Source organism: Marmoricola sp. URHB0036, assembly GCF_000426045.1.
In the GTDB taxonomy this organism is placed as follows: Bacteria; Actinomycetota; Actinomycetes; order Propionibacteriales; family Nocardioidaceae; genus Marmoricola.
This window is the reverse complement of sequence record NZ_KE384490.1, coordinates 538,656-556,637: the sequence shown is the minus strand read 5'-3', so window position 1 is coordinate 556,637 and position 17,982 is coordinate 538,656. Positions and strand designations below refer to the sequence as shown.

At 70.7% G+C, this 17,982-nt stretch carries 20 protein-coding genes; 9 read left to right on the top strand and 11 right to left on the bottom strand.

The annotated features are described in order from the left end of the window. Positions 1 to 17: 17 nt before the first annotated feature. The 3 genes from H976_RS0122875 to H976_RS28200 are packed head-to-tail and all read left to right on the top strand — an operon-like array spanning position 18 to position 2,394. Positions 18 to 1,601 carry an HD domain-containing phosphohydrolase gene (locus tag H976_RS0122875; protein ID WP_027863410.1) on the top strand — a complete coding sequence of 528 codons (1,584 nt, stop codon included), beginning with the start codon at positions 18 to 20 and terminating at the stop codon, positions 1,599 to 1,601. A 60-nt stretch (positions 1,602 to 1,661) separates the two neighbouring features. Beyond that, entirely contained in the window at positions 1,662 to 2,027 is a 366-nt protein-coding gene (locus tag H976_RS0122870) for a peroxiredoxin (protein WP_027863409.1), read from the top strand. Next, positions 1,999 to 2,394 (top strand): hypothetical protein, encoded by a 396-nt coding sequence (locus H976_RS28200; RefSeq protein ID WP_051277378.1) that lies wholly within the window; start codon positions 1,999 to 2,001, stop codon positions 2,392 to 2,394. Before H976_RS0122870 ends, H976_RS28200 begins: the two co-directional genes overlap by 29 nt. 14 nt (positions 2,395 to 2,408) lie before the next feature. On the opposite strand, the gene H976_RS0122860 is transcribed toward H976_RS28200, so the two are convergent. Continuing rightward, the gene (locus H976_RS0122860; protein WP_027863408.1) at positions 2,409 to 3,107 is read right to left on the bottom strand and encodes an HAD family hydrolase; all 699 of its coding nucleotides are present in this window, start codon (positions 3,105 to 3,107) and stop codon (positions 2,409 to 2,411) included. Between the two features lie 33 nt (positions 3,108 to 3,140). Here H976_RS0122860 and H976_RS0122855 point away from each other — a divergent pair, with 33 nt between their 5' ends. Together H976_RS0122855 and H976_RS0122850 are read left to right on the top strand one after the other, a co-directional pair. Then, positions 3,141 to 3,746 (top strand): hypothetical protein, encoded by a 606-nt coding sequence (locus H976_RS0122855; RefSeq protein ID WP_027863407.1) that lies wholly within the window; start codon positions 3,141 to 3,143, stop codon positions 3,744 to 3,746. A gap of 22 nt (positions 3,747 to 3,768) precedes the next feature. Beyond that, positions 3,769 to 4,716 (top strand): aldo/keto reductase, encoded by a 948-nt coding sequence (locus H976_RS0122850; protein ID WP_027863406.1) that lies wholly within the window; start codon positions 3,769 to 3,771, stop codon positions 4,714 to 4,716. Positions 4,717 to 4,833: 117 nt separating this feature from the next. On the opposite strand, the gene H976_RS0122845 is transcribed toward H976_RS0122850, so the two are convergent. Next, positions 4,834 to 6,600: a proline--tRNA ligase gene (locus H976_RS0122845; RefSeq protein ID WP_027863405.1), complete on the bottom strand. Its 1,767-nt coding sequence runs from the start codon at positions 6,598 to 6,600 to the stop codon at positions 4,834 to 4,836. Positions 6,601 to 6,665: 65 nt separating this feature from the next. Here H976_RS0122845 and H976_RS0122840 point away from each other — a divergent pair, with 65 nt between their 5' ends. Then, a complete protein-coding gene (locus tag H976_RS0122840; RefSeq protein ID WP_231389026.1) occupies positions 6,666 to 7,310 on the top strand; it encodes a nucleoside/nucleotide kinase family protein in 645 nt (214 codons plus the stop codon). 9 nt (positions 7,311 to 7,319) lie between these two features. On the opposite strand, the gene H976_RS0122835 is transcribed toward H976_RS0122840, so the two are convergent. Both H976_RS0122835 and H976_RS0122830 read right to left on the bottom strand, forming a co-directional pair. Continuing rightward, positions 7,320 to 7,685 (bottom strand): DoxX family protein, encoded by a 366-nt coding sequence (locus H976_RS0122835; RefSeq protein WP_036227693.1) that lies wholly within the window; start codon positions 7,683 to 7,685, stop codon positions 7,320 to 7,322. A gap of 8 nt (positions 7,686 to 7,693) precedes the next feature. Beyond that, the gene (locus H976_RS0122830) at positions 7,694 to 8,539 is read right to left on the bottom strand and encodes a DUF4081 domain-containing GNAT family N-acetyltransferase (RefSeq protein WP_027863402.1); all 846 of its coding nucleotides are present in this window, start codon (positions 8,537 to 8,539) and stop codon (positions 7,694 to 7,696) included. A gap of 73 nt (positions 8,540 to 8,612) precedes the next feature. Between H976_RS0122830 and H976_RS0122825 the strand changes: the two genes are divergently transcribed. Beyond that, on the top strand, positions 8,613 to 9,314 hold the full coding sequence (locus H976_RS0122825; RefSeq protein WP_155918655.1) for a hypothetical protein: 702 nt from the start codon (positions 8,613 to 8,615) through the stop codon (positions 9,312 to 9,314). A 3-nt stretch (positions 9,315 to 9,317) separates the two neighbouring features. Here H976_RS0122825 and ispG read toward each other — a convergent pair whose 3' ends face one another. Genes ispG through dxr form a run of 3 tightly spaced genes read right to left on the bottom strand, consistent with a single transcriptional unit; the run spans position 9,318 to position 12,941 of the window. After that, entirely contained in the window at positions 9,318 to 10,466 is a 1,149-nt protein-coding gene (gene ispG / locus H976_RS0122820; protein WP_027863400.1) for a flavodoxin-dependent (E)-4-hydroxy-3-methylbut-2-enyl-diphosphate synthase, read from the bottom strand. A 46-nt stretch (positions 10,467 to 10,512) separates the two neighbouring features. Beyond that, positions 10,513 to 11,829: an RIP metalloprotease gene (locus tag H976_RS0122815; protein WP_027863399.1), complete on the bottom strand. Its 1,317-nt coding sequence runs from the start codon at positions 11,827 to 11,829 to the stop codon at positions 10,513 to 10,515. Then, entirely contained in the window at positions 11,826 to 12,941 is a 1,116-nt protein-coding gene (gene dxr / locus H976_RS28195) for a 1-deoxy-D-xylulose-5-phosphate reductoisomerase (protein ID WP_369759045.1), read from the bottom strand. The genes H976_RS0122815 and dxr overlap by 4 nt, the downstream gene beginning before the upstream one ends. Positions 12,942 to 12,984: 43 nt before the next feature. Here dxr and H976_RS0122805 point away from each other — a divergent pair, with 43 nt between their 5' ends. After that, positions 12,985 to 13,419 (top strand): VOC family protein, encoded by a 435-nt coding sequence (locus H976_RS0122805; protein ID WP_027863540.1) that lies wholly within the window; start codon positions 12,985 to 12,987, stop codon positions 13,417 to 13,419. Between the two features lie 105 nt (positions 13,420 to 13,524). Here H976_RS0122805 and H976_RS0122800 read toward each other — a convergent pair whose 3' ends face one another. After that, positions 13,525 to 14,043: an AMP-binding protein gene (locus H976_RS0122800; RefSeq protein ID WP_027863398.1), complete on the bottom strand. Its 519-nt coding sequence runs from the start codon at positions 14,041 to 14,043 to the stop codon at positions 13,525 to 13,527. A 41-nt stretch (positions 14,044 to 14,084) separates the two neighbouring features. Here H976_RS0122800 and H976_RS0122795 point away from each other — a divergent pair, with 41 nt between their 5' ends. Then, the gene (locus tag H976_RS0122795) at positions 14,085 to 15,173 is read left to right on the top strand and encodes an LOG family protein (protein ID WP_051277376.1); all 1,089 of its coding nucleotides are present in this window, start codon (positions 14,085 to 14,087) and stop codon (positions 15,171 to 15,173) included. Here the strand turns inward: H976_RS0122795 and H976_RS28190 are convergent. The 3 genes from H976_RS28190 to H976_RS28185 all read right to left on the bottom strand — a co-directional run bounded on the left by H976_RS28190 (position 15,078) and on the right by H976_RS28185 (position 17,957). Continuing rightward, positions 15,078 to 16,226, bottom strand: coding sequence for an adenylate/guanylate cyclase domain-containing protein (locus H976_RS28190; RefSeq protein ID WP_051277374.1), 1,149 nt, complete (start codon positions 16,224 to 16,226; stop codon positions 15,078 to 15,080). The two genes, H976_RS0122795 and H976_RS28190, sit on opposite strands and share 96 nt — an antisense overlap. A 59-nt stretch (positions 16,227 to 16,285) precedes the next feature. Beyond that, complete coding sequence (locus H976_RS0122785; protein WP_027863396.1) at positions 16,286 to 16,705, bottom strand: Crp/Fnr family transcriptional regulator; 420 nt, start codon at positions 16,703 to 16,705, stop codon at positions 16,286 to 16,288. Between the two features lie 115 nt (positions 16,706 to 16,820). Then, positions 16,821 to 17,957: a glycosyltransferase family 1 protein gene (locus H976_RS28185; RefSeq protein WP_231389025.1), complete on the bottom strand. Its 1,137-nt coding sequence runs from the start codon at positions 17,955 to 17,957 to the stop codon at positions 16,821 to 16,823. Positions 17,958 to 17,982 lie beyond the last annotated feature (25 nt).

The following is a 17,982-nucleotide window of genomic DNA, read 5'->3' as shown; positions in this document are numbered from 1 at the left end:
CATGCCAGACTCGTGCCATGCCGACTCCGGTGGAGGGCAACGGCCAGGGGGCTCGCAGGGCCGAGGTCCTGGCCGCCCTCTCGATCTCGATCGACCTGGGCCTGGGACTGCCCATGGAGCACGTCCTGCGTTCCTCGCTGCTGGCCGCGATGCTGGCCGACGAGCTCGACCTCGACGACGAGCAGCGCGCGACGGTCTACTACACGAACCTCGTGCTCTGGATCGGCTGTCACGCCGACTCCCACGAGTTCAGCCGCTGGTTCGGCGACGACCTGGCGATGCGCCGTGACAGCTACCAGCTCGACTGGTCCGGGCTGCCCTACCTGGTCTACCTGGTCCGTCGTACGGGATCCGCACGGCCGCTGCCGATGCGCACCCGGCTGCTGCTCACGCTGCTGCTGACCCCACGTACCCGGATGGCGGCGCTGATCCACTCGCACTGCCAGTCGGCGGGCCTGATGGCCGAGCACATCGGGCTCGACCGCAGCGTGGGCGAGGCGGTGGCCTGCGCCTTCGAGCGCTGGGACGGGAACGGCCTCCCGGAGGGACGCAGCGGGGCGGAGCTGCCGCTGGCCACCCGCGTGGTCCAGCTCGCCGAGGTGTGCGAGGTGCACCTGCGGACCCACGGGACGAGTGGCGCCCTGGCGATGGCGCGGGCCCGCAGCGGACGGCAGTTCGACCCGTCGCTCGTCGAGGCGCTGCTGCGCTGCCGCAGCCGGATCAACGTGCTGCCCGACCAGGACGTCTGGTCTCGGGCGCTGGAGCTCGCCCCCGACCGGGACGTGATGCTGCACGGCGACGACCTCGACGTGATGCTGCGCGCGCTCGGCGACTTCGCCGACCTGAAGTGCCCGTTCACGGTCGGCCACTCGCGTGCGGTCGCCGACCTGGCCAGTGCAGCGGCGGGCCGGTTGGGGCTGCCGCCGTCCGACGTCGCACGAGTACGACGGGCGGCGTACGTGCACGACCTCGGCCGGATGGGCGTGCCCAACTCGGTCTGGGAGAAGCCGGCCACCCTGTCGGAGTCGGACCGGGAACGCATCCGGCTCTATCCCTACCTGACCGGCCGCATCCTCAGCCGCGTGCAGGGGCTGCAGGCCGAGGCGTCGATCGCCGAGGCACATCGTGAGCGCCTCGACGGCTCCGGCTACCCGCGGGGGTTGAGCGGGTCCGCGCTGCCGATGACCCAGCGGATCCTGGCCGCGGCCGACAGCTACCGGGGGTCCGTCGAGGCACGACCGCACCGACCGGCACTCGATCCCGCAGCGGCAGCGGCCCGGCTCCGCGAGGAGGTGCGGGCAGGTCGTCTGGACAAGGCAGCCGTCGACGCCGTGCTCGCCGAGGCAGGGCACCCCCGCGCGGGACGCTCGTCGGGACCGGCCGGCCTCACGGCGCGCGAGGTGGAGGTGCTGAGCCTGGTCGCGTGCGGCTGCACCACCAGCGAGGTCGCGCGTCGGCTGGTGATCAGCACCAAGACGGTGAGCAACCACCTCGAGCACATCTACCTCAAGGCCGGCGTCAACAACCGTGCCGGGGCGGCGTTGTTCGCGGCCGAGCACGGGTTGGTCGGCGCGCTCGAAGATGGGGCAACCACCCCATGATCCGGGGCTCCATGGCGGGGCACGATCACGAGGTCAGTCCCCGCCACACAAGGAGCCCCGATGAACACCAAGTCCGTGATCAGCCTGACGACCGGGCTCGAGGACGCCGAGAAGGTCACCGTCGCCTTCCTCGTCTCCGTCGGGTCGGCCGAGGCGGGCCGACCGACGCTGATGTTCCTGACCAAGGAGGCCGCCCGCCTCGTGGTCGGCGACACGGCCCGAGCCGCGGCCTGCGAGGGCTGCCCGCCGCTGGAGGACCTCGTCCGGAGGTACGCCGAGGCCGGCGGCCGCTACCTGGTCTGCCCGATCTGCTTCGACGCGCGCCACCTCGACAAGGGTGACCTACTGCCCAACGCCGAGCTCGGCGGCACCGTCCCGATGTGGGAGTGGATCGGCGATGAAGCAGCCAACACCTTCAGCTACTGAGCAGGCGACGACGCTCGGCGTACGGCTGGCCCACGCGGTCGCCGACCGGGACGCCACCCGGCTGTGCTCGCTGTTCGCCACCCCGGTCGTCTTCCGGGCCGTCACCCCGCGACGCTTCTTCGACGCCGAGACCCCGATGGGCGTGGTCGACATCGTCCTGGGCGTCTGGTTCGACCCGAGCAAGACCGTCACGGGACTGGTCGACCTCGAGACCGGCATCGTGGCCGACGTGGAACGGGTGAGCTACCGCATCGAGGTCGAGATCGACGGACGACCGGCCGTGATCGAGCAGGTCGCCTACTACAGCCACGTCGGCGGTCAGATCACCCAGCTGCGGTTGGTGTGCAGCGGCTTCCGGGCGGTCTGACCTCGGGGTGCCGGTCAGAGCCGGTCGAGCAGCCCGGGAATGTCGCTGAGCTCGTGGGCGACGGCATCGGGGTCGCCCTCGCTGTGGCCGTACTGCTCGACGGGGATGTCGCTGTGCGGGATGTGGATCGCCTTCAGCCCGGCGTTGTGCGCACCCCAGATGTCGTCGAAGAGCCGATCCCCGACGTACACGCTGCGCGCCGGGTCCTCGACCCCCACCGCCTCCAGGGCCGCGAGGAACGCCTCGGGAGCCGGCTTGGTCCACGGGATCTCGCTGGTGTAGACGGCGCCGTCGATGAGGTCGAGGACACCGTCGCGGGCGAAGAAGTCCTCGTGCCAGGCGCGTGGCCAGATCGTGTTGGACAGCACGCCGACCCTGATGTCGCGGTCACGGAGGGTGAGGAAGAGCGGCGCCACCTGCGGATCGGTCGCGGTGTGCGGCTCCCAGAACTCGCGGTAGTGGGTGAGCAGCTCGGGGTCGTGGCTCAGCCCGGCCTCGGTGAACAGGTCGGCGACGGTCGCGCTCTGCTGGTGGTCGCGGCTGCGACCCCACACTGCCTGGTTGGCGCGGTGCAGGGCCTCGGCGTGCACGGCGTGCTCCTGGTCGGACTCGACGACGGCGTGCGCGAGGGCAAGTGACTCGGCGTGGAAGTCGATGTCGTGCCACCGGGTGAGGGTGCCGCCCCAGTCGAAGATCACGGCGTCTGGCTGCATGGGGCGACGTTAGTGGGTGACTAGCATGACCGGATGCTCGGGCGACGCGGCGGCGCACTGGTCCTGGCCGCGGGAATGCTCGCCACGGGCTGCCACTCGTCCGGTGACGAGACCCTGGGCTCGGCGCAGGGAACCGCGCCGCCGGGCACGTACCGGGTCACCTGCGAGCTGCGGTCCGCTCACGGAGGCGTCACCGTCGCCCTCGACCTGCCGACGCGCTACCACCGGGCCCACCTCCGTGGGCAGGACTGCTCCTGGAGCACCTCGATGGTGGACGCCGCGGCCAGCAACGACCTCGGCACGGTCAGGGCCGACCTGGTGGTCAGCCTCGACCACGTCCCGGACGCGCACCCGTTGCGCGAGGTGTACGACGAGCAGGCACCCAACGCGATCGAGGGTGACGACCCGGAGGGCGATGACTCGGTGCTCCACCTGAAGCTGGCCACCGACGTCCCGACCTTCGGCCGGACCAGGGGCGACCGGCTGGCGTGGTGGTGCTACTGCGACGGCCAGAACACCCTGACTCGGATGGTGCAGGCCGCCGGCGTACGACTGACGTGGACGGGCGTGAAGTCGCTCGAGCCGCTCATCGACCAGTCGCTCGCGACCGCGCTGCGGCAGGCTGGTACGACGGGTTAGGGGCTGCTCGTAGGGTCGTCGCATGGACATGGACTACCGCCCCCTCGGTCGCTCGGGACTCATGGTCAGCGCGGTCGGTATCGGCACCAACGCCTTCAGCCGTCGCGTCGACCAGGACGGCGTCACCGAGATCCTCGACACCGCCCAGGAGGTCGGTGTCACGTTGCTCGACACCGCCGACATCTACGGCGTACACCCCGGTGGCAGCGAAAAGCTGCTCGGCCACGCCCTCAAGGGTCGTCGTGACGAGTTCGTGGTCGCCACCAAGTTCGGCATGGACATGCAGGGCGCCAACGGCGAGGACCACGGCACCCGCGGCTCGCGCCGCTACGTCCGGCGCGCGGTCGAGGCCAGCCTGGGTCGGCTGCAGACCGACCACATCGACCTCTACCAGCTGCACGCGCCCGACCCCGTCACCCCGATCGCCGAGACGCTCGGTGCCCTGACCGAGCTGGTGCACGAGGGCAAGGTGCGCTACGTCGGCTGCTCCAACTTCGCCGGCTGGCAGGTCGCGGACGCGGCGTGGACGGCCGAGACCAAGGGGCTGGAGCCGTTCGTGTCCGCCCAGAACCGCTACTCGCTGCTCGACCGTAGCGTCGAGGACGAGCTGGTCCCGGCATGCGAGCGGTTCGGCCTCGGCATGCTGCCCTTCTTCCCGCTCGAGTACGGCCTGCTGACCGGCAAGTACCGCCGCGGCGAGGCGGCCCCCACCGGCTCCCGAGCGGACCTCGACGCCGGCCGCGCCGGTTGGCTGGCCGCAGCCGACTGGGACCGCATCGAGGCGCTGGAGGCGTACGCCGCCGAGCGCGGCCTCTCGGTCCTCGACGTCGCCATCGCCGGACTCGCCGCCCAGCCGACGGTCGCCTCGGTCATCTCGGGCGTGACCCGCGGCGAGCAGGTGCGCACGAACGCCGCCGCGCTCCGCTGGGAACCCACCGAGGACGACCTGGACGATCTCGACCAGATCTGACACCGGCCCGGGACGTCATACGAACTGGTCGCTATGGCAGCCAACTCGTATGACGTCCCCCACAACGTCATACGAACCGTGCGCTATAGGCACCAATTCGTATGACGCAAGCCCCGGTCAGCTGCGGACCACACCCACCAGGTGGGTGACGGCGTCACCGACCGGGACGTCGGTGCGCTCGCCGGAGCGGCGGTCCTTGACCTCGACGTTGCCGTCGGCGAGACCACGGCCCACCGTGACGATCGTGGGTACGCCGATCAGCTCGGCGTCCTTGAACTTCACACCGGGGCTGACCTTGGGGCGGTCGTCGTAGATGACGTCGAGACCGGCGGCGGACAGGTCGTCGGCCAGCTTGGAGGCCGCCTCGAACACAGCGGCGTCCTTGCCGGTCGCCACGAGGTGTACGTCGGCCGGGGCCACCTCGCGCGGCCAGATCAGGCCCAGCTCGTCGTGGTTGTCCTCGGCGATCACCGGCACCGCGCGCGAGACGCCGATCCCGTAGGAGCCCATCGTCACGGTGACGAGCTTGCCGTTCTCGTCGAGCACCTGGAGGCCGAGCGCGTCGGCGTACTTGCGACCCAGCTGGAAGATGTGACCCATCTCGATGCCGCGCGCGGTCTCCAGCGTCCCGTCGTCGCAGTTGGGGCACGGGTCGCCGTCGCGGACCTCGGCCGCCTCGATGGTGCCGTCGGGCGTGAAGTCGCGACCGGCGACGAGGTCGAGCACGTGGCTGCCGTGCACGTTGGCGCCGGTGACCCAGCGGGTGCCCTCGACGATGCGCGGATCGACGAGGTAGCGGATGCCGGACTCCGACTTCTCCCCCAGCTCGGCCGGGCCGATGTAGCCCTTGACCAGCGAGGGGTACTTCGCGAAGTCCTTCTCGTCCATCGCCTCGACCTCGGTCGGCTCCAGCATCCCCTCGAGGCGCTTCTGGTCGACCTCGCGGTCACCGGGCAGCCCGATGGCGAGCGGCTCGCGGGTGCCGTCGGCGTGCTTGAGCACCACCAGCACGTTCTTGAGGGTGTCACCGGCGTTCCAGGGCCGGTCCTCGCGCGGGAAAGCGGCGTTGAGGTGGTCGACCAGCGTCTGGATGGTCGGGGTGTCCGGGGTGTCCTCGGCGTGGGCGGCCGGGGCGTCGTCGTACGCGACGGGCGCGGGCGGGCGCACCTGCACCGCCTCGACGTTGGCGGCGTAGTCACACTTCGTGCAGCGCACGTAGGTGTCCTCGCCGACCGGGCTGCTGGCCAGGAACTCCTCGGACTTCGACCCCCCCATCGCCCCGCTGGTCGCCTTGACGATCACGTAGTCGAACCCGAACCGCTCGAAGGTCCGGATGTAGGCCTCGCGGTGGGCGGCGTACGACGCATCCAGCCCGGCGTCGTCGATGTCGAAGGAGTAGCTGTCCTTCATCACGAACTCGCGCCCGCGGATGAGGCCGGCGCGGGGACGCGCCTCGTCGCGGTACTTGGTCTGGATCTGGTAGAGCCACACCGGCAGGTCCTTGTACGACGAGTACAGCTCCTTCACGACGAGGGTGAACATCTCCTCGTGCGTGGGCCCGAGCAGGTAGTCGTTGCCCTTGCGGTCCTTGAGCCGGAAGATCCCGGCGCCGTAGTCGGTCCACCGACCGGTCGCCTCGTAGGGCTCGCGGGGCAGCAGGGCCGGGAACTGCAGCTCTTGGGCGCCGATCGCGTTCATCTCCTCGCGGACGATGTTCTCGACCTTCTTGTAGACGCGCAGCCCCAGCGGCAGCCAGGAGTAGATGCCGGGTGCGGCCCGACGGATGTAGCCGGCACGCACGAGCAGCCGGTGGCTCGGCACCTCGGCGTCCACGGGGTCCTCTCGGAGGGTCCGCACGAACAGCTTCGACATTCTCAGGATCACCGGGCAAGGCTAGCCGTGGGGCTCCGCGGCGGACGACTCGGTTTCCCTCGCCGTACTGTGCACCTGTGCCTCCGCCGTCGATGCCGCCACCCGTCGTCGCCTTCGACGACGACCTCTTCCACCGCGCACACGCGATGTCGGCCACCGGCCGGGTCGTCCTCGGCATCTGCGGTGCCCCCGGCGCCGGCAAGTCCACGCTCGCGGAACGGCTCGTGCACCGCTACGGCGCAGAGGCCGTGGTGGTGCCGATGGACGGGTTCCACCTGCACGACGACGAGCTGGCCCGGCTCGAGCTGAGCCATCGCAAGGGCGCCCCGGAGACCTTCGACGTCGCCGGGTACGTGGCCCTGCTCCGCCGGCTGCGCAACGAGCCGGGCCACACCGTGTACGCACCGGCCTTCGACCGGTCCCGCGAGCTGGCGGTCGCGGGTGCGGTCGCCGTACGCCCCGAGCACAAGCTGGTCGTCACCGAGGGCAACTACGTGCTGTACGACGCACCGGGCTGGTCGGAGGTGCACGGGCTCCTGGACGAGGTGTGGTTCGTCGAGGCCGACGAGACCACCCGCCTCGAGCGGCTGGTCGATCGGCACGCCGCGCACGGCAAGCCGCGCGACCTCGCGGAGCGGTGGGCCACCGTGTCCGACCAGGCCAACGCCGACCTCGTCTCGGCCACCCGCGAGCGGGCCGACGTCGTCGTCCGCATCGACTGACCGCACGGATCAGCTGGCGCGGGCCACCTTCAGCGCGGCGCGGATCATCGGGAGCTGCAGCGGCAGCCGGGCCAGGCTGATGGCCCGGTAGGCCTGGTTGCGCGTCTTGCGCGCGTCCAGCGCCATCTTGATGTTGCCGGGGAAGACACCGACCAGCACGGCAGCGCTGGCGAGCCCCGCGAGGCGGCGGGTCCGCGGGTGCAGCATGCCGACCGCGCAGACCAGTTCGGCGACCCCGCTGGCGTAGATGACCTCGCGATGCATCGGCACCGCCTCGGGCATCAGCGGCTCGAAGGTCTCCGGACGCACCAGGTGCACGGTGCCGGAGGCGAGGAAGGCGCCGACGACGATCTTGGCGTCCAGGGGAAGGGACATCGTTCTCCTCAGAACATGATCGTGGCGAACGTGCCGGTCTGCTCGAACCCGGCCCGACGGTACGCCGCACGTGCGGGCTCGTTGTGCCCGTTCACGTAGAGCGAGACGGCCGGTGCGATCTCACGCAGGCAGATGTCCACCACGGTCGCCATCCCGGCGGTGCAGAGTCCCTGGCCGCGCAGCTCGGGGTCGACGTACACCCCCTGGATCTGGCAGGCGTTCGGCGTCGCGCAGGCGACCTCGGCCTTGAACACCACGCGGTCGCCCTCGATCCGCGAGAACGACCAGCCGCGGCCGACCAGCTGGTTGACGCGGGCGCGGTAGAGGTCGCGGCCGCCGTCCTGCTCGGGGCTGATGCCGACCTCCTCGGTGTACATCGCCACGCAGGCCGGGTAGAGCACGTCCACCTCGTCCTTGGTCGTTCGCCGTACCAACGGGTCGCGCGGCACCGTCGGCTCGCGAGTCGCCACCAGGTGGGGCTGGTCCCACCGGAAGTCGCGCGGCGCCGGCCAGTGCTCCTCGAGCCCGGACCACAGCAGCGCGACCGCGTCGCGCGGGCCCACGATCGTCGAGCTGCGCGGGCCGGTGCGGATGGCGCGGTCGACGAACGCGTCGCAGGCCTCCGGGGAGGCGTTGACCGGCACCAGGTTGGCGCCGACGTGGCACATGGAGGCCAGCCGGTCGCCGTCGAAGTAGCCCCACATCTCGCCGCCGAGCCAGCGGGGGTCCAACTGGGTGATCCGGGTGCGGTAGTCGGCGAAGACGTTGACCACCGGATCGGTGCCGATGACCTCCAGTCCGGCGGCGACGTCACTGGGCCCGAGCACACGAAGGCTCTGGCTCGTCCGGACCACGCCCGGAGCCTACGACAGAAGGCGCCCGCGCGTTCGCCGGTCAGCGAGGCTGTGGACCACTAGCGTGACCGGCATGCGTCCTCCAGCCCGCGCCGGGCGTGCTGCCCTCGGAGTGGCACTGGTGCTGCTCGTGGGCGGATGCGGCAGCGACGAGGCGAAGGCCGACGCACCCAGCAAGGCGACGACCGCCTGCCGTGGGCAGTGGAAGGACCTCGGCCAGCAGGTCCGCGGCAACGACCAGAAGACCAACCCCTCGGCCCTGGCCGAGCGCTGGAACACCGTGGTCGTGACCATCGACTACTACGCGAGCTCGGCCAAGGCCTCGGGCTGCGACGCGGCGATCGACCGCGAGAAGAGCGCGATCAGCGCGTTGACCACCTTCGGCGCCAAGCTGGCGCCGTACGACATGGAGCTGCGGCTCGCCGAGATCCGCGACGCTGCCGAGAAGTACGCCGCGAGGCCGACTCCCTCATCCAGCCCCACCCCGAGTCCGAAGAACAAGGACAAGAAGAAGCAGAAGAAGCCCAAGGCTCCCCCGGCTCCGCCGACCCCGGCCCAGGTGCGCGCCGCACTGACGTCCTGCACGACCCAGGCGCCGGTGGCGACCCAGCAGCAGCGACCGGGCTGGCAGCAGGCGCAGGTCATCGAGCTCACCGACGCGGCCGCCGTGACGAAGGCCGTCAAGGACCTGGCCTTCCTGTCCTCCGAGAGCCCTGCCTGGCGCTCGTGCGCGGCGTCGCTGGCGTTGGTCAAACGAGCCCTGGCGGCCAGCTGAGCCTCAGGAGACGGTGACCTCGGCCGAGGAGCCCTCCTGGGACTCCATGCCCTCGGCGATCCGCATGGCCTCCTCGATGAGGGTCTCCACGATCTGTGACTCCGGGACGGTCTTGATGACCTCGCCCTTGACGAAGATCTGCCCCTTGCCGTTGCCGGAGGCGACGCCGAGGTCGGCCTCGCGGGCCTCGCCGGGGCCGTTGACGACACACCCCATCACCGCGACCCGCAGCGGCACCTCCATGCCCTCGAGCCCGGCGGTCACCTCGTCGGCCAGCTTGTAGACGTCGACCTGGGCCCGCCCGCAGGACGGGCAGGAGACGATCTCGAGCTTGCGCTCGCGCAGGTTCAGCGACTGCAGGATCTGCAGGCCGACCTTGACCTCCTCGACGGGGGGTGCGGAGAGGGAGACGCGGATGGTGTCGCCGATGCCCTGGCTGAGCAGGGCGCCGAACGCCGTGGCCGACTTGATCGTGCCCTGGAAGGCCGGCCCGGCCTCGGTCACCCCGAGGTGCAGCGGCCAGTCGCCGGCCTCGGCCAGCAGCTCGTAGGCGCGCACCATCACCACGGGGTCGTTGTGCTTGACCGAGATCTTGAAGTCGTGGAAGTCGTGCTCCTCGAACAGCGAGGCCTCCCAGACCGCGGACTCCACCAGCGCCTCGGGGGTGGCCTTGCCGTACTTCTCCATCACCCGCTTGTCGAGCGACCCGGCGTTGACGCCGATGCGGATCGAGGTGCCGTGGTCCTTGGCAGCCTGCGCGATCTCCTTGATCTGGTCGTCGAACTTCTTGATGTTGCCAGGGTTGACGCGTACGGCGGCACACCCGGCCTCGATCGCGGCGAAGACGTACTTCGGCTGGAAGTGGATGTCGGCGATCACCGGGATCTGCGACTTCTGCGCGATCGCGGGCAGCGCCTCGGCGTCGTCGGCCGAGGGACACGCGACCCGGACGATGTCGCAGCCGGAGGCGGTCAGCTCGGCGATCTGCTGGAGGGTGGCGTTCACGTCGGCGGTCAGTGTCGTGGTCATCGACTGCACCGAGACGGGCGACTCACTGCCGACACCCACCTTGCCCACCTTGATCTGGCGGGTCTTGCGGCGGGGGGCGAGCACCGGCGGCGGGGCCGCGGGCATGCCGAGGGAAACGCTCATGTGTCGATTCTAGGTTCGTGGCCTGTGGAGGGCCTGAGTGGGCGGTTCAGCTGATGGAGATGGGCGCCACGATGTCGGCGAAGATCAACACCACGCTGACCAGCAGGATGACGGCGGCCATCACGTAGGTGACCGGCAGCAGCTTGGCGCTGTCGAAGCCACCCGGGTCCGGCCGGTGCAGCAGCTTGGCGATCCAGCGGCGCACGGTCTCGTAGAGGGTGGCCGCGATACCGCCGCCGTCGAACGGCGGGAGCGGCACCAGGTTGATCAGGCCGAGGAACAGGTTCAGGCCGGCGAGCAGCAGGATCAGCGAGAAGAACCGGTCGGCGTAGGAGATCTTGTGCTCGGAGGCGACCTCGCCTGCCACCCGGCCCGTGCCGACGACGCTCATCGGTCCGGTCGGGTCGCGTTCCTCGAGGCCGAGCGCGGCTCGGCCGACGTGGTAGACCTTCACCGGCATCGAGCCGATGGCCTGCAGGGTCTGCCAGGTGCCGTCGGCCATCGTGGTCACGGCGTACCCGAGACCCTGGCGCTCGCGCTCGGTCGTGGGGGCGAGGCCGAGGAAGCCGACCTTGGTGATCCGCTCGGGGTGGTCCGGGTCGACGCGGGGCGAGACCACCGTGGCCGGGTGCAGGGTCAGCTGCTTGCCGTCACGGTCCACCACCACGGTCGCCGGCTTGGCGCCGTTGGAGCGGATCTCCTTCTGCACCTGCGTCCAGCTGGTCACTGCCGCACCGTTGAAGGACACGATCCGGTCGCCGGGCTTGAACCCGGCGGCCAGCGCCGGTGCCACCGGATCGGCGGTCGTGCACTTCCGGATCGGCTCGCCGCGGTTGGCCTCGGTCACAGCGATCACGCACTTCGAGACCGTGTCGACGGTGGTGGTGGCCTTCTGGACGCCGTACCCGGAGAACACGAAGACGAAGAGCACGAACGCGAGGACCAGGTTGATGGCCACCCCGGAGCCCATGATGATCACGCGCTTCCACCAGGGCTTGTTGTAGAACAGCCGGTCGTGGTCGTGCTCGTCGACCAGCTCCCACTCGGCCGAGCGGGCGTCGCTGACGAGCTGGGCGAACATGCCGGTGCGGGTCTCGCGGATCTTGTTGGGGTCCTGGTCGGGCTCCGGCGGGAGCATCCCGACGAGCTTGCAGTAGCCGCCGAGCGGAATTGCCTTGAGGCCGTACTCGGTCTCGCCCTTCCGCTTCGACCAGATGGTGCGCCCGAAGCCGACGAAGAACTGGGTGACCTTGACGTTGAACAGCTTGCCCGGGATCAGGTGCCCCATCTCGTGCAGGCCGATCGAGGCGGCGACACCGACGGCGAACAGGAGCACGCCCAGGAGGTACAGCAGGGCAGTCATCGGGCGGGGTCCTTTTCGGGGTCCTTCAGGAGGGTCGCGGCAGTCGACCGGGCCCAGGCATCGGCTGCGAGCACGTCGTCGACGGTGAGGTCTGCAGCCGAGCCTACGGGGTGGCTGTTCATGACTTCGGCGATCGTGTCGACGATGTCGACGAAGGCCAGGCGCCCGGTGCGGAAGGCCTCCACGCACACCTCGTTGGCCGCGTTGTAGACAGCCGGAGCGGTGCCGCCGCGCTCCCCCGCGTCGCGAGCGAGGCGTACGGCGGGGAAGGCCTCGTCGTCGAGCGGGAAGAACTCCCAGGTCTGGGGACTCGACCAGTCGACCGGTGGTGCGGTGTCCGGCAGCCGGTCGGGCCAGGCGAGGCCGAGGGCGATCGGGATCAGCATGGTGGGCGGGCTGGCCTGGGCCAGCGTCGAGCCGTCGGAGAACTCGACCATCGAGTGCACCACGCTCGTCGGATGCACGACGACCTCGATGCGGTCGAAGGGGATGTCGAAGAGCAGGTGGGCCTCGATCACCTCGAGCCCCTTGTTGACCAGCGTCGCGGAGTTGATGGTGACGACCGGGCCCATGTCCCAGGTGGGGTGGTTCAGCGCCTCCTCGGGGGTGACCTCGCTCAGCTGCTCGCGAGTACGGCCACGGAAGGGGCCCCCGCTGGCAGTGAGGACGAGGCGGCGTACCTCCTCCGCACGGCCGCCGCGCAGACACTGCGCCAACGCGCTGTGCTCGCTGTCGACGGGCACGATCTGGCCGGGCTTCGCGAGGGTGGTGACCACCGGACCGCCGATGATCAGCGACTCCTTGTTGGCCAGCGCCAGGGTGTTGCCGGACTCGAGCGCCGCCACGGTGGGACGCAGCCCGACCGCGCCGGTGATCCCGTTGAGCACGACGTCACACGACAAGGCGGCCGCTTCGGTGGATGCGTCCTCGCCCAGGCCGTGGAAGGCGGGCTTCCACTCAACGACCTGCTCGTGGAAGAGCTGCTCCTGCGAACCGCCCGCGGTCAGCCCGACGACCCGGAACCGGTCGGGGTTGGCGCGCACGACGTCGAGGGCCTGGGTCCCGATGGACCCGGTCGACCCGAGGATCACGACGTCGCGGCGTTCACTCACGCCGGCCATTGTCGCAGCGGGGTCGGGCTGGAAGGGTGACCGGATGGACTGGACCCTGGAAGTCGTCATCGTGCCCGTCAGCGACCTCGAGGCCGCGATCGCCTTCTACCGCGACCAGGCGGGTTTCGACCTCGACCACGACACGCAGAACGAGCACATGCACGTGGCGCAGCTGACCCCGCCCGGCTCGGGCTGCTCGATCGTCGTCGGCAGCCTGCCGATGCAGAACGAGATGGCCCCGGGTTCGTTGCGGGGACTGCAGCTCGTCGTACCCGACGCTGTGGCTGCCCGCGAGGAGCTCGTGGGCCGAGGCGTCGAGTGCTCGGAGATCCAGAAGTTCGACGACCGCGACGGCGGCACGTTCTTCGGCTTCGCCGACCCGGACGGCAACACCTGGGCCGTGCAGGAGATCAGGGCCCGGGCCGAGAAGCCACTGATCCCGGTCGAGGCACGAGGTCGGTTCGGCGAGGAGAGCTAGCTCGCGACAAAACGGTTGGGGCTGGCGGGCAATTCTCAGGGCTGGCGGGCAGAGTATTGCCTGCCAGCCCGCGGTTTCCCCGGACGTCCGGGGAAACCGACACCCCTACACCCCCAGCAACCCCCGCAGCTCCGAGGCGTCGTACGGCGCCGAGGTTCCCGCGAGCAGCTCGATCTGGTCGGCCACGCTGCGGTCCGGGGAGTACGGCGCGCTGGGGTCCAGGAGCTCGGTGGCAGCAGGGTCGGTGCGGCCGGCGCGGAGCAGCACTTCCCAGTCCGCGTCCGGCTCGGTGACCGACTCGCCCCGGACCAGGCGGACCCGTCCCTCGCCGGAGAGCGCGGACCCCGCCGACACCACCAGCACGGGCGCGTCGGGTGTGTCGACCGTGGTCAGGACCCCACCGATCCGTGCGACGGCCAGTGCCGCGACGACCGCGTCGTCGTCGTCCTCCAGGTCGACCACGACCGGAGAGCCACGGTCCACGCCGAGGTACTTGAGCGCGCCGCCGAGCGCGGCCACCTCCTCGAGGAGCCGGGCGTGCGTACGCCGCCCGACGACCGGGTCCTCCCCCCGACCGGCGATGACCGCGGCGTCGAGGAGCGCGAAGCTGACGTTGCTCACCATGCCGGAAGGCTAACCAGACACCGATCGGCCATGATCGGCCCATGATCGAGATCGAGTCGCTCGAGGAGTTCGACCGGGCAGTGGCGCGCACCCGCGAGCACCGGCACTCCATGTCCGGCTGGCAGGTCCAGGACCTCGACCTCACCGAGCGCGAGGACACGCTGCTCGAGCTCGACCCGCACGGCTCCCTCTTCCTCGGCTGCACGATCTCCGACGACGTGACCCACCGACTGCGAGCGGGCGGAGCGCTGATCTTCCCGGCCGTGCCCGACGTGCCCTTCGATCCCTGGCGGGCGCAGCTGTACACCCCGGCCGAGCTCTACGCCGGCCTCGAGCACGGGTACGAGCACACGCCCGACGCGCGCATCTACGCGTGGTCGCGGTCCGGGACGGGACACGACCTGCGCCGGATGCTGGCCAAGTCGCTGCACGACGGGTCGGTCGACGACGCGCTCGGCGAGTACACCGCCGCGCGCCGGATCGTCGGCGTGATGGGCGGCCATGCGCTGACCCGCGAGGACCCGGCGTACGCCGACGCGGCCCGTCTCGGTCACGGTCTCGCGGCCAGTGGCCTGACGGTGGCGACCGGGGGCGGCCCCGGTGCCATGGAGGCTGCCAACCTCGGGGCGCGACTGGGAGACGACGACGGTGGCGGCCTCGAGAAAGCGCTGGCCACCGTCCGAGCGGTGCCCGCCTTCCGCCCCGACATCACCGCGTGGGCCCGGGCCGCGCTCGACGCCTGCGGCGACCTGGCCGACTCGGGTCGCTCGCTGGGCATCCCGACCTGGCACTACGGCCACGAGCCGCCGAACGCGTTCAGCTCGGTGGTGGCGAAGTACTTCCGCAACGCCATCCGGGAGGACGTGCTGCTGGAGGTCAGCCGCGGCGGCATGGTCTTCCTGCCCGGCGCAGCGGGGACGGTCCAGGAGATCTTCCAGGCGGCGTGCACCAACTACTACGCGGCCGAGAGCCAGGTGGTGCCGATGGTGTTCGTCGGTACCGACTACTGGACCAGGACCCTGCCCGCCTGGCCGCTAGTCGACGTCCTCGCCGCCGGCCGGCCCTTCGCCGGCCGGGCGCGTCTCGTCGGCACCACGGAAGAGGCCCTTGCGCTGCTCGTGCAGGAATGACGAGGCCGGACCCGGCATCGACCCGTCGTCGGTCACCTCCGGGTCCTCGTCGGCGGGACGACGCAGCGACCAGGGCTCGAGCTTGCGATAGCCGCGCACCGACGTACGCCGGAGCCGACGCAGCTTGAAGTGCTCGTTGTCCTTGAGCTGCTCGGCCAGCGCCCGGTCCACCAGCACGCGCCCCGGCCGTGACGTCGACGTCAACCGCGAGGCCACGTTGACGACCGGACCGAGAATGTCGCCCAGCCGTGCCAGGGCCGGACCCCAGGCCAGTCCGACCCGGAGCTCGGGGAAGTCCTCGTCCCGCAGCCGCTCCTCGATCAGCTCCAGCCCGATGCGGGCGATCGACTCGGGGTCGTCGGCCACGAACAGGATCTCGTCGCCGATCGTCTTGATGATGCGGCCGTCGTGCGCACCGATGATCTCGAGGGCGCGGGCCTCGAAGCTGTCGACGAGGTGCCCCAGCTCCTTCCGGCTCAGCGACCGGCTCTGGCGGGTGTAGTTCACGATGTCGGCGAAGCCCACGCCGACGACCTCTCCCTCGCGGTCCCCCGGCTGGTCGCCGGTCGGGTCCGCGTCGTCCTCGTCGGCGGCCAGCAGGAGCCGCGCCGCGACGGCGAGCGTGTGCCGCCGCCACACGTAGTTCTGCAGCGACTCCACCGCCGGCACCACCTCGTCCATGATCGTGCGCAGCTCGTCGAGCTCCATGGAGTCGATGTCGATCATCCGCGCGAGCAGGCGCATCTGCCACTCCGCCAGCCGGGCGAAGCTGCGCCCCAGCGTGCGCACCAGTGCCGACTCGTCGTCGGCCTCGACGAAGCCGAGTTCGCTGAGCCGCTGGGTCAGCCGCAGGGCCTCGAGGTCCGCGTGGGTGAAGGCCGGCACGTCGCCGCCCACCGCGGTGAAGCCGAGGCTGCGCCACCGGTCACGTGCCGTCTCGAACGGGATGCCGACGTCGCTGGCCAGCTCGTTGCCCGTCAACGAAGGCTCCTCGCCGAGGAGGTAGGCCTCGAGGAGGTCGATCAGGTGCTTGTGGTCGACCGGTTCGGCCACGCCACTGGTCCCCTGTCAGTCATCGATCCGCCAGTTGTCGATCCGCCAGTCGTCGATCGTCAGTCCTTGGACTCCTTGGGCGCACCGAGGCGGTCGTCGGTGGTCTGGCGAAGCGCGTCGCCGAAGGCGGGCACCTCGTCGAGCAGCTCCTCGAGGGACTCCTTGGTGAAGTGGATGACCTCGACCGGGGTCAGGCTGACCACGCTCGCGGAGCGGAGCTTGTGGCGGACGATCGCCATCTCGCCGATGACGTCACCCGGACCGAGCCGGGCGACCTCCTCCTTGCCCTTCCGCACCGCGACCTCGCCGTCGACGATCAGGTAGGCCTTGTCGGCCGGGGTCTTCTCCCAGATCAGCGACCAGTTGGCGGGCAGCCGGACGTGGCGCCCCTTGTCGATGACCGCCTTGAGCTCGTCGTTGCTCAGGTCCTCGAGCCGGTGGAGCTGCTCGAGCTTTTCCGGCTGCGGCGCGTCGGCCATCGACTACTCCTCGGGTGAGTGACTCCTGAACCCGAATGATCCCGTTCCCACCGCAGGCTGTCCACCACCGGAGCCGGTTCTGGGACCCACCCGGTCGTGAGATGCGTCTCTCGGCTCAGCCCGTGCGCGGCAGGTCGGACTCACCCGCGTCAGCGTGTTCGAGCGGCCGGCAGACGGCCCGGTAGTGCTGGACGAGCTGGTCGTTGACGGCGTACCAGGACCGGTGGCGCACGCCGGCCACCGCGCGTCGCCCCAGCACGCGGCGCAGCGGCTCGTCGGCAGCGAGGCGCTCGACCAGCCGACGCAGCTCGGCACCGTCGCCCGGCTCGTAGAGGAACCCGTTGACCCCTTCGGTCACGAGGTCGACGGGACCGCCCGCTCGCGGAGCCACGACCGGGACCCCTGCGGCGAGCGCCTCCTGGGCCGACTGGCAGAACGTCTCCGTGCGCCCGGTGTGCACGAAGACGTCGAGGGAGGCCACCACCGAGGCGAGGTCCTCCCCGTGGCGTACGCCGAGCAGCGCCGCGTCCGGGAGCAGGGTGCGCAACCGCTGCTCCTCGGGCCCGCCACCGACCAGCACCAACCGGGTGCCGGGGACATCGCGCAGGTGGGTCAGCAGCTCGAGCTCCTTCTCGGCGGCCAGGCGTCCGACGTACCCCACGAGGACACCCCCGCCCAGCTCCTTGCGGACCCGCTCGTCCCGGCGGTGCGGGGTGAACAGCTGCGTGTCCACGCCGCGTCCCCACCGGTGGATGCGTTCGATGCCCAGCGCGGCGAGCTGGCTCCCGCTCGCCGTGCTCGGGACGAGGTTGCGGTCGGCCGGCCCGTGCACGCGGCGCGTGAGGGTGCGCATCGCGCCGGCAGCACCCGGGAAGGGGTAGCGCTCGGCGAACCCGATCAGGTCGGTCTGGTAGACCGCGACCACCGGGATGCCCAGGCTCCGGGCCGCCTCCCCCGCCTGGTGGCCCAGCCACGCCGGTGAGGCCAGGTGCACGACGTCGGGGGCGAAGGCCGTCATCAGCCGACGCAGGTGGCCCCGCGTGGCGAGGCCGACCGGGAACTCGCGATAGGTCGGCATCGCCATCGTGCGGACGCGGTGGACCGGCGCTCCGGCGTAGGTGTCGGGTCCCGACGGGGCGACGAGCATCGCGCGGTGCCCCTCGACCTCGAGGTGCTCCAAGGCCCGTCGTACCGAGTTGGTGACCCCGTTGACCTGGGGCAGGAACGACTCGCTGACGATCAGGATGTCCACGTTTCCGACGGTGCGGCAGCGTTCG

Bases quoted from the DNA above. Each gene is read 5' to 3' on its own strand.
- H976_RS0122875 (WP_027863410.1), top strand. From the start codon at position 18: ATGCCGACTCCGGTGGAGGGCAACGGCCAGGGGGCTCGCAGGGCCGAG.
- H976_RS0122870 (WP_027863409.1), top strand. From the start codon at position 1,662: ATGAACACCAAGTCCGTGATCAGCCTGACGACCGGGCTCGAGGACGCC.
- H976_RS28200 (WP_051277378.1), top strand. From the start codon at position 1,999: ATGAAGCAGCCAACACCTTCAGCTACTGAGCAGGCGACGACGCTCGGC.
- H976_RS0122860 (WP_027863408.1), bottom strand. From the start codon at position 3,107: ATGCAGCCAGACGCCGTGATCTTCGACTGGGGCGGCACCCTCACCCGG.
- H976_RS0122855 (WP_027863407.1), top strand. From the start codon at position 3,141: ATGCTCGGGCGACGCGGCGGCGCACTGGTCCTGGCCGCGGGAATGCTC.
- H976_RS0122850 (WP_027863406.1), top strand. From the start codon at position 3,769: ATGGACATGGACTACCGCCCCCTCGGTCGCTCGGGACTCATGGTCAGC.
- H976_RS0122835 (WP_036227693.1), bottom strand. From the start codon at position 7,685: ATGTCCCTTCCCCTGGACGCCAAGATCGTCGTCGGCGCCTTCCTCGCC.
- H976_RS0122825 (WP_155918655.1), top strand. From the start codon at position 8,613: ATGCGTCCTCCAGCCCGCGCCGGGCGTGCTGCCCTCGGAGTGGCACTG.
- ispG (WP_027863400.1), bottom strand. From the start codon at position 10,466: ATGAGCGTTTCCCTCGGCATGCCCGCGGCCCCGCCGCCGGTGCTCGCC.
- H976_RS0122815 (WP_027863399.1), bottom strand. From the start codon at position 11,829: ATGACTGCCCTGCTGTACCTCCTGGGCGTGCTCCTGTTCGCCGTCGGT.
- H976_RS0122805 (WP_027863540.1), top strand. From the start codon at position 12,985: ATGGACTGGACCCTGGAAGTCGTCATCGTGCCCGTCAGCGACCTCGAG.
- H976_RS0122800 (WP_027863398.1), bottom strand. From the start codon at position 14,043: ATGGTGAGCAACGTCAGCTTCGCGCTCCTCGACGCCGCGGTCATCGCC.
- H976_RS0122795 (WP_051277376.1), top strand. From the start codon at position 14,085: ATGATCGAGATCGAGTCGCTCGAGGAGTTCGACCGGGCAGTGGCGCGC.
- H976_RS0122785 (WP_027863396.1), bottom strand. From the start codon at position 16,705: ATGGCCGACGCGCCGCAGCCGGAAAAGCTCGAGCAGCTCCACCGGCTC.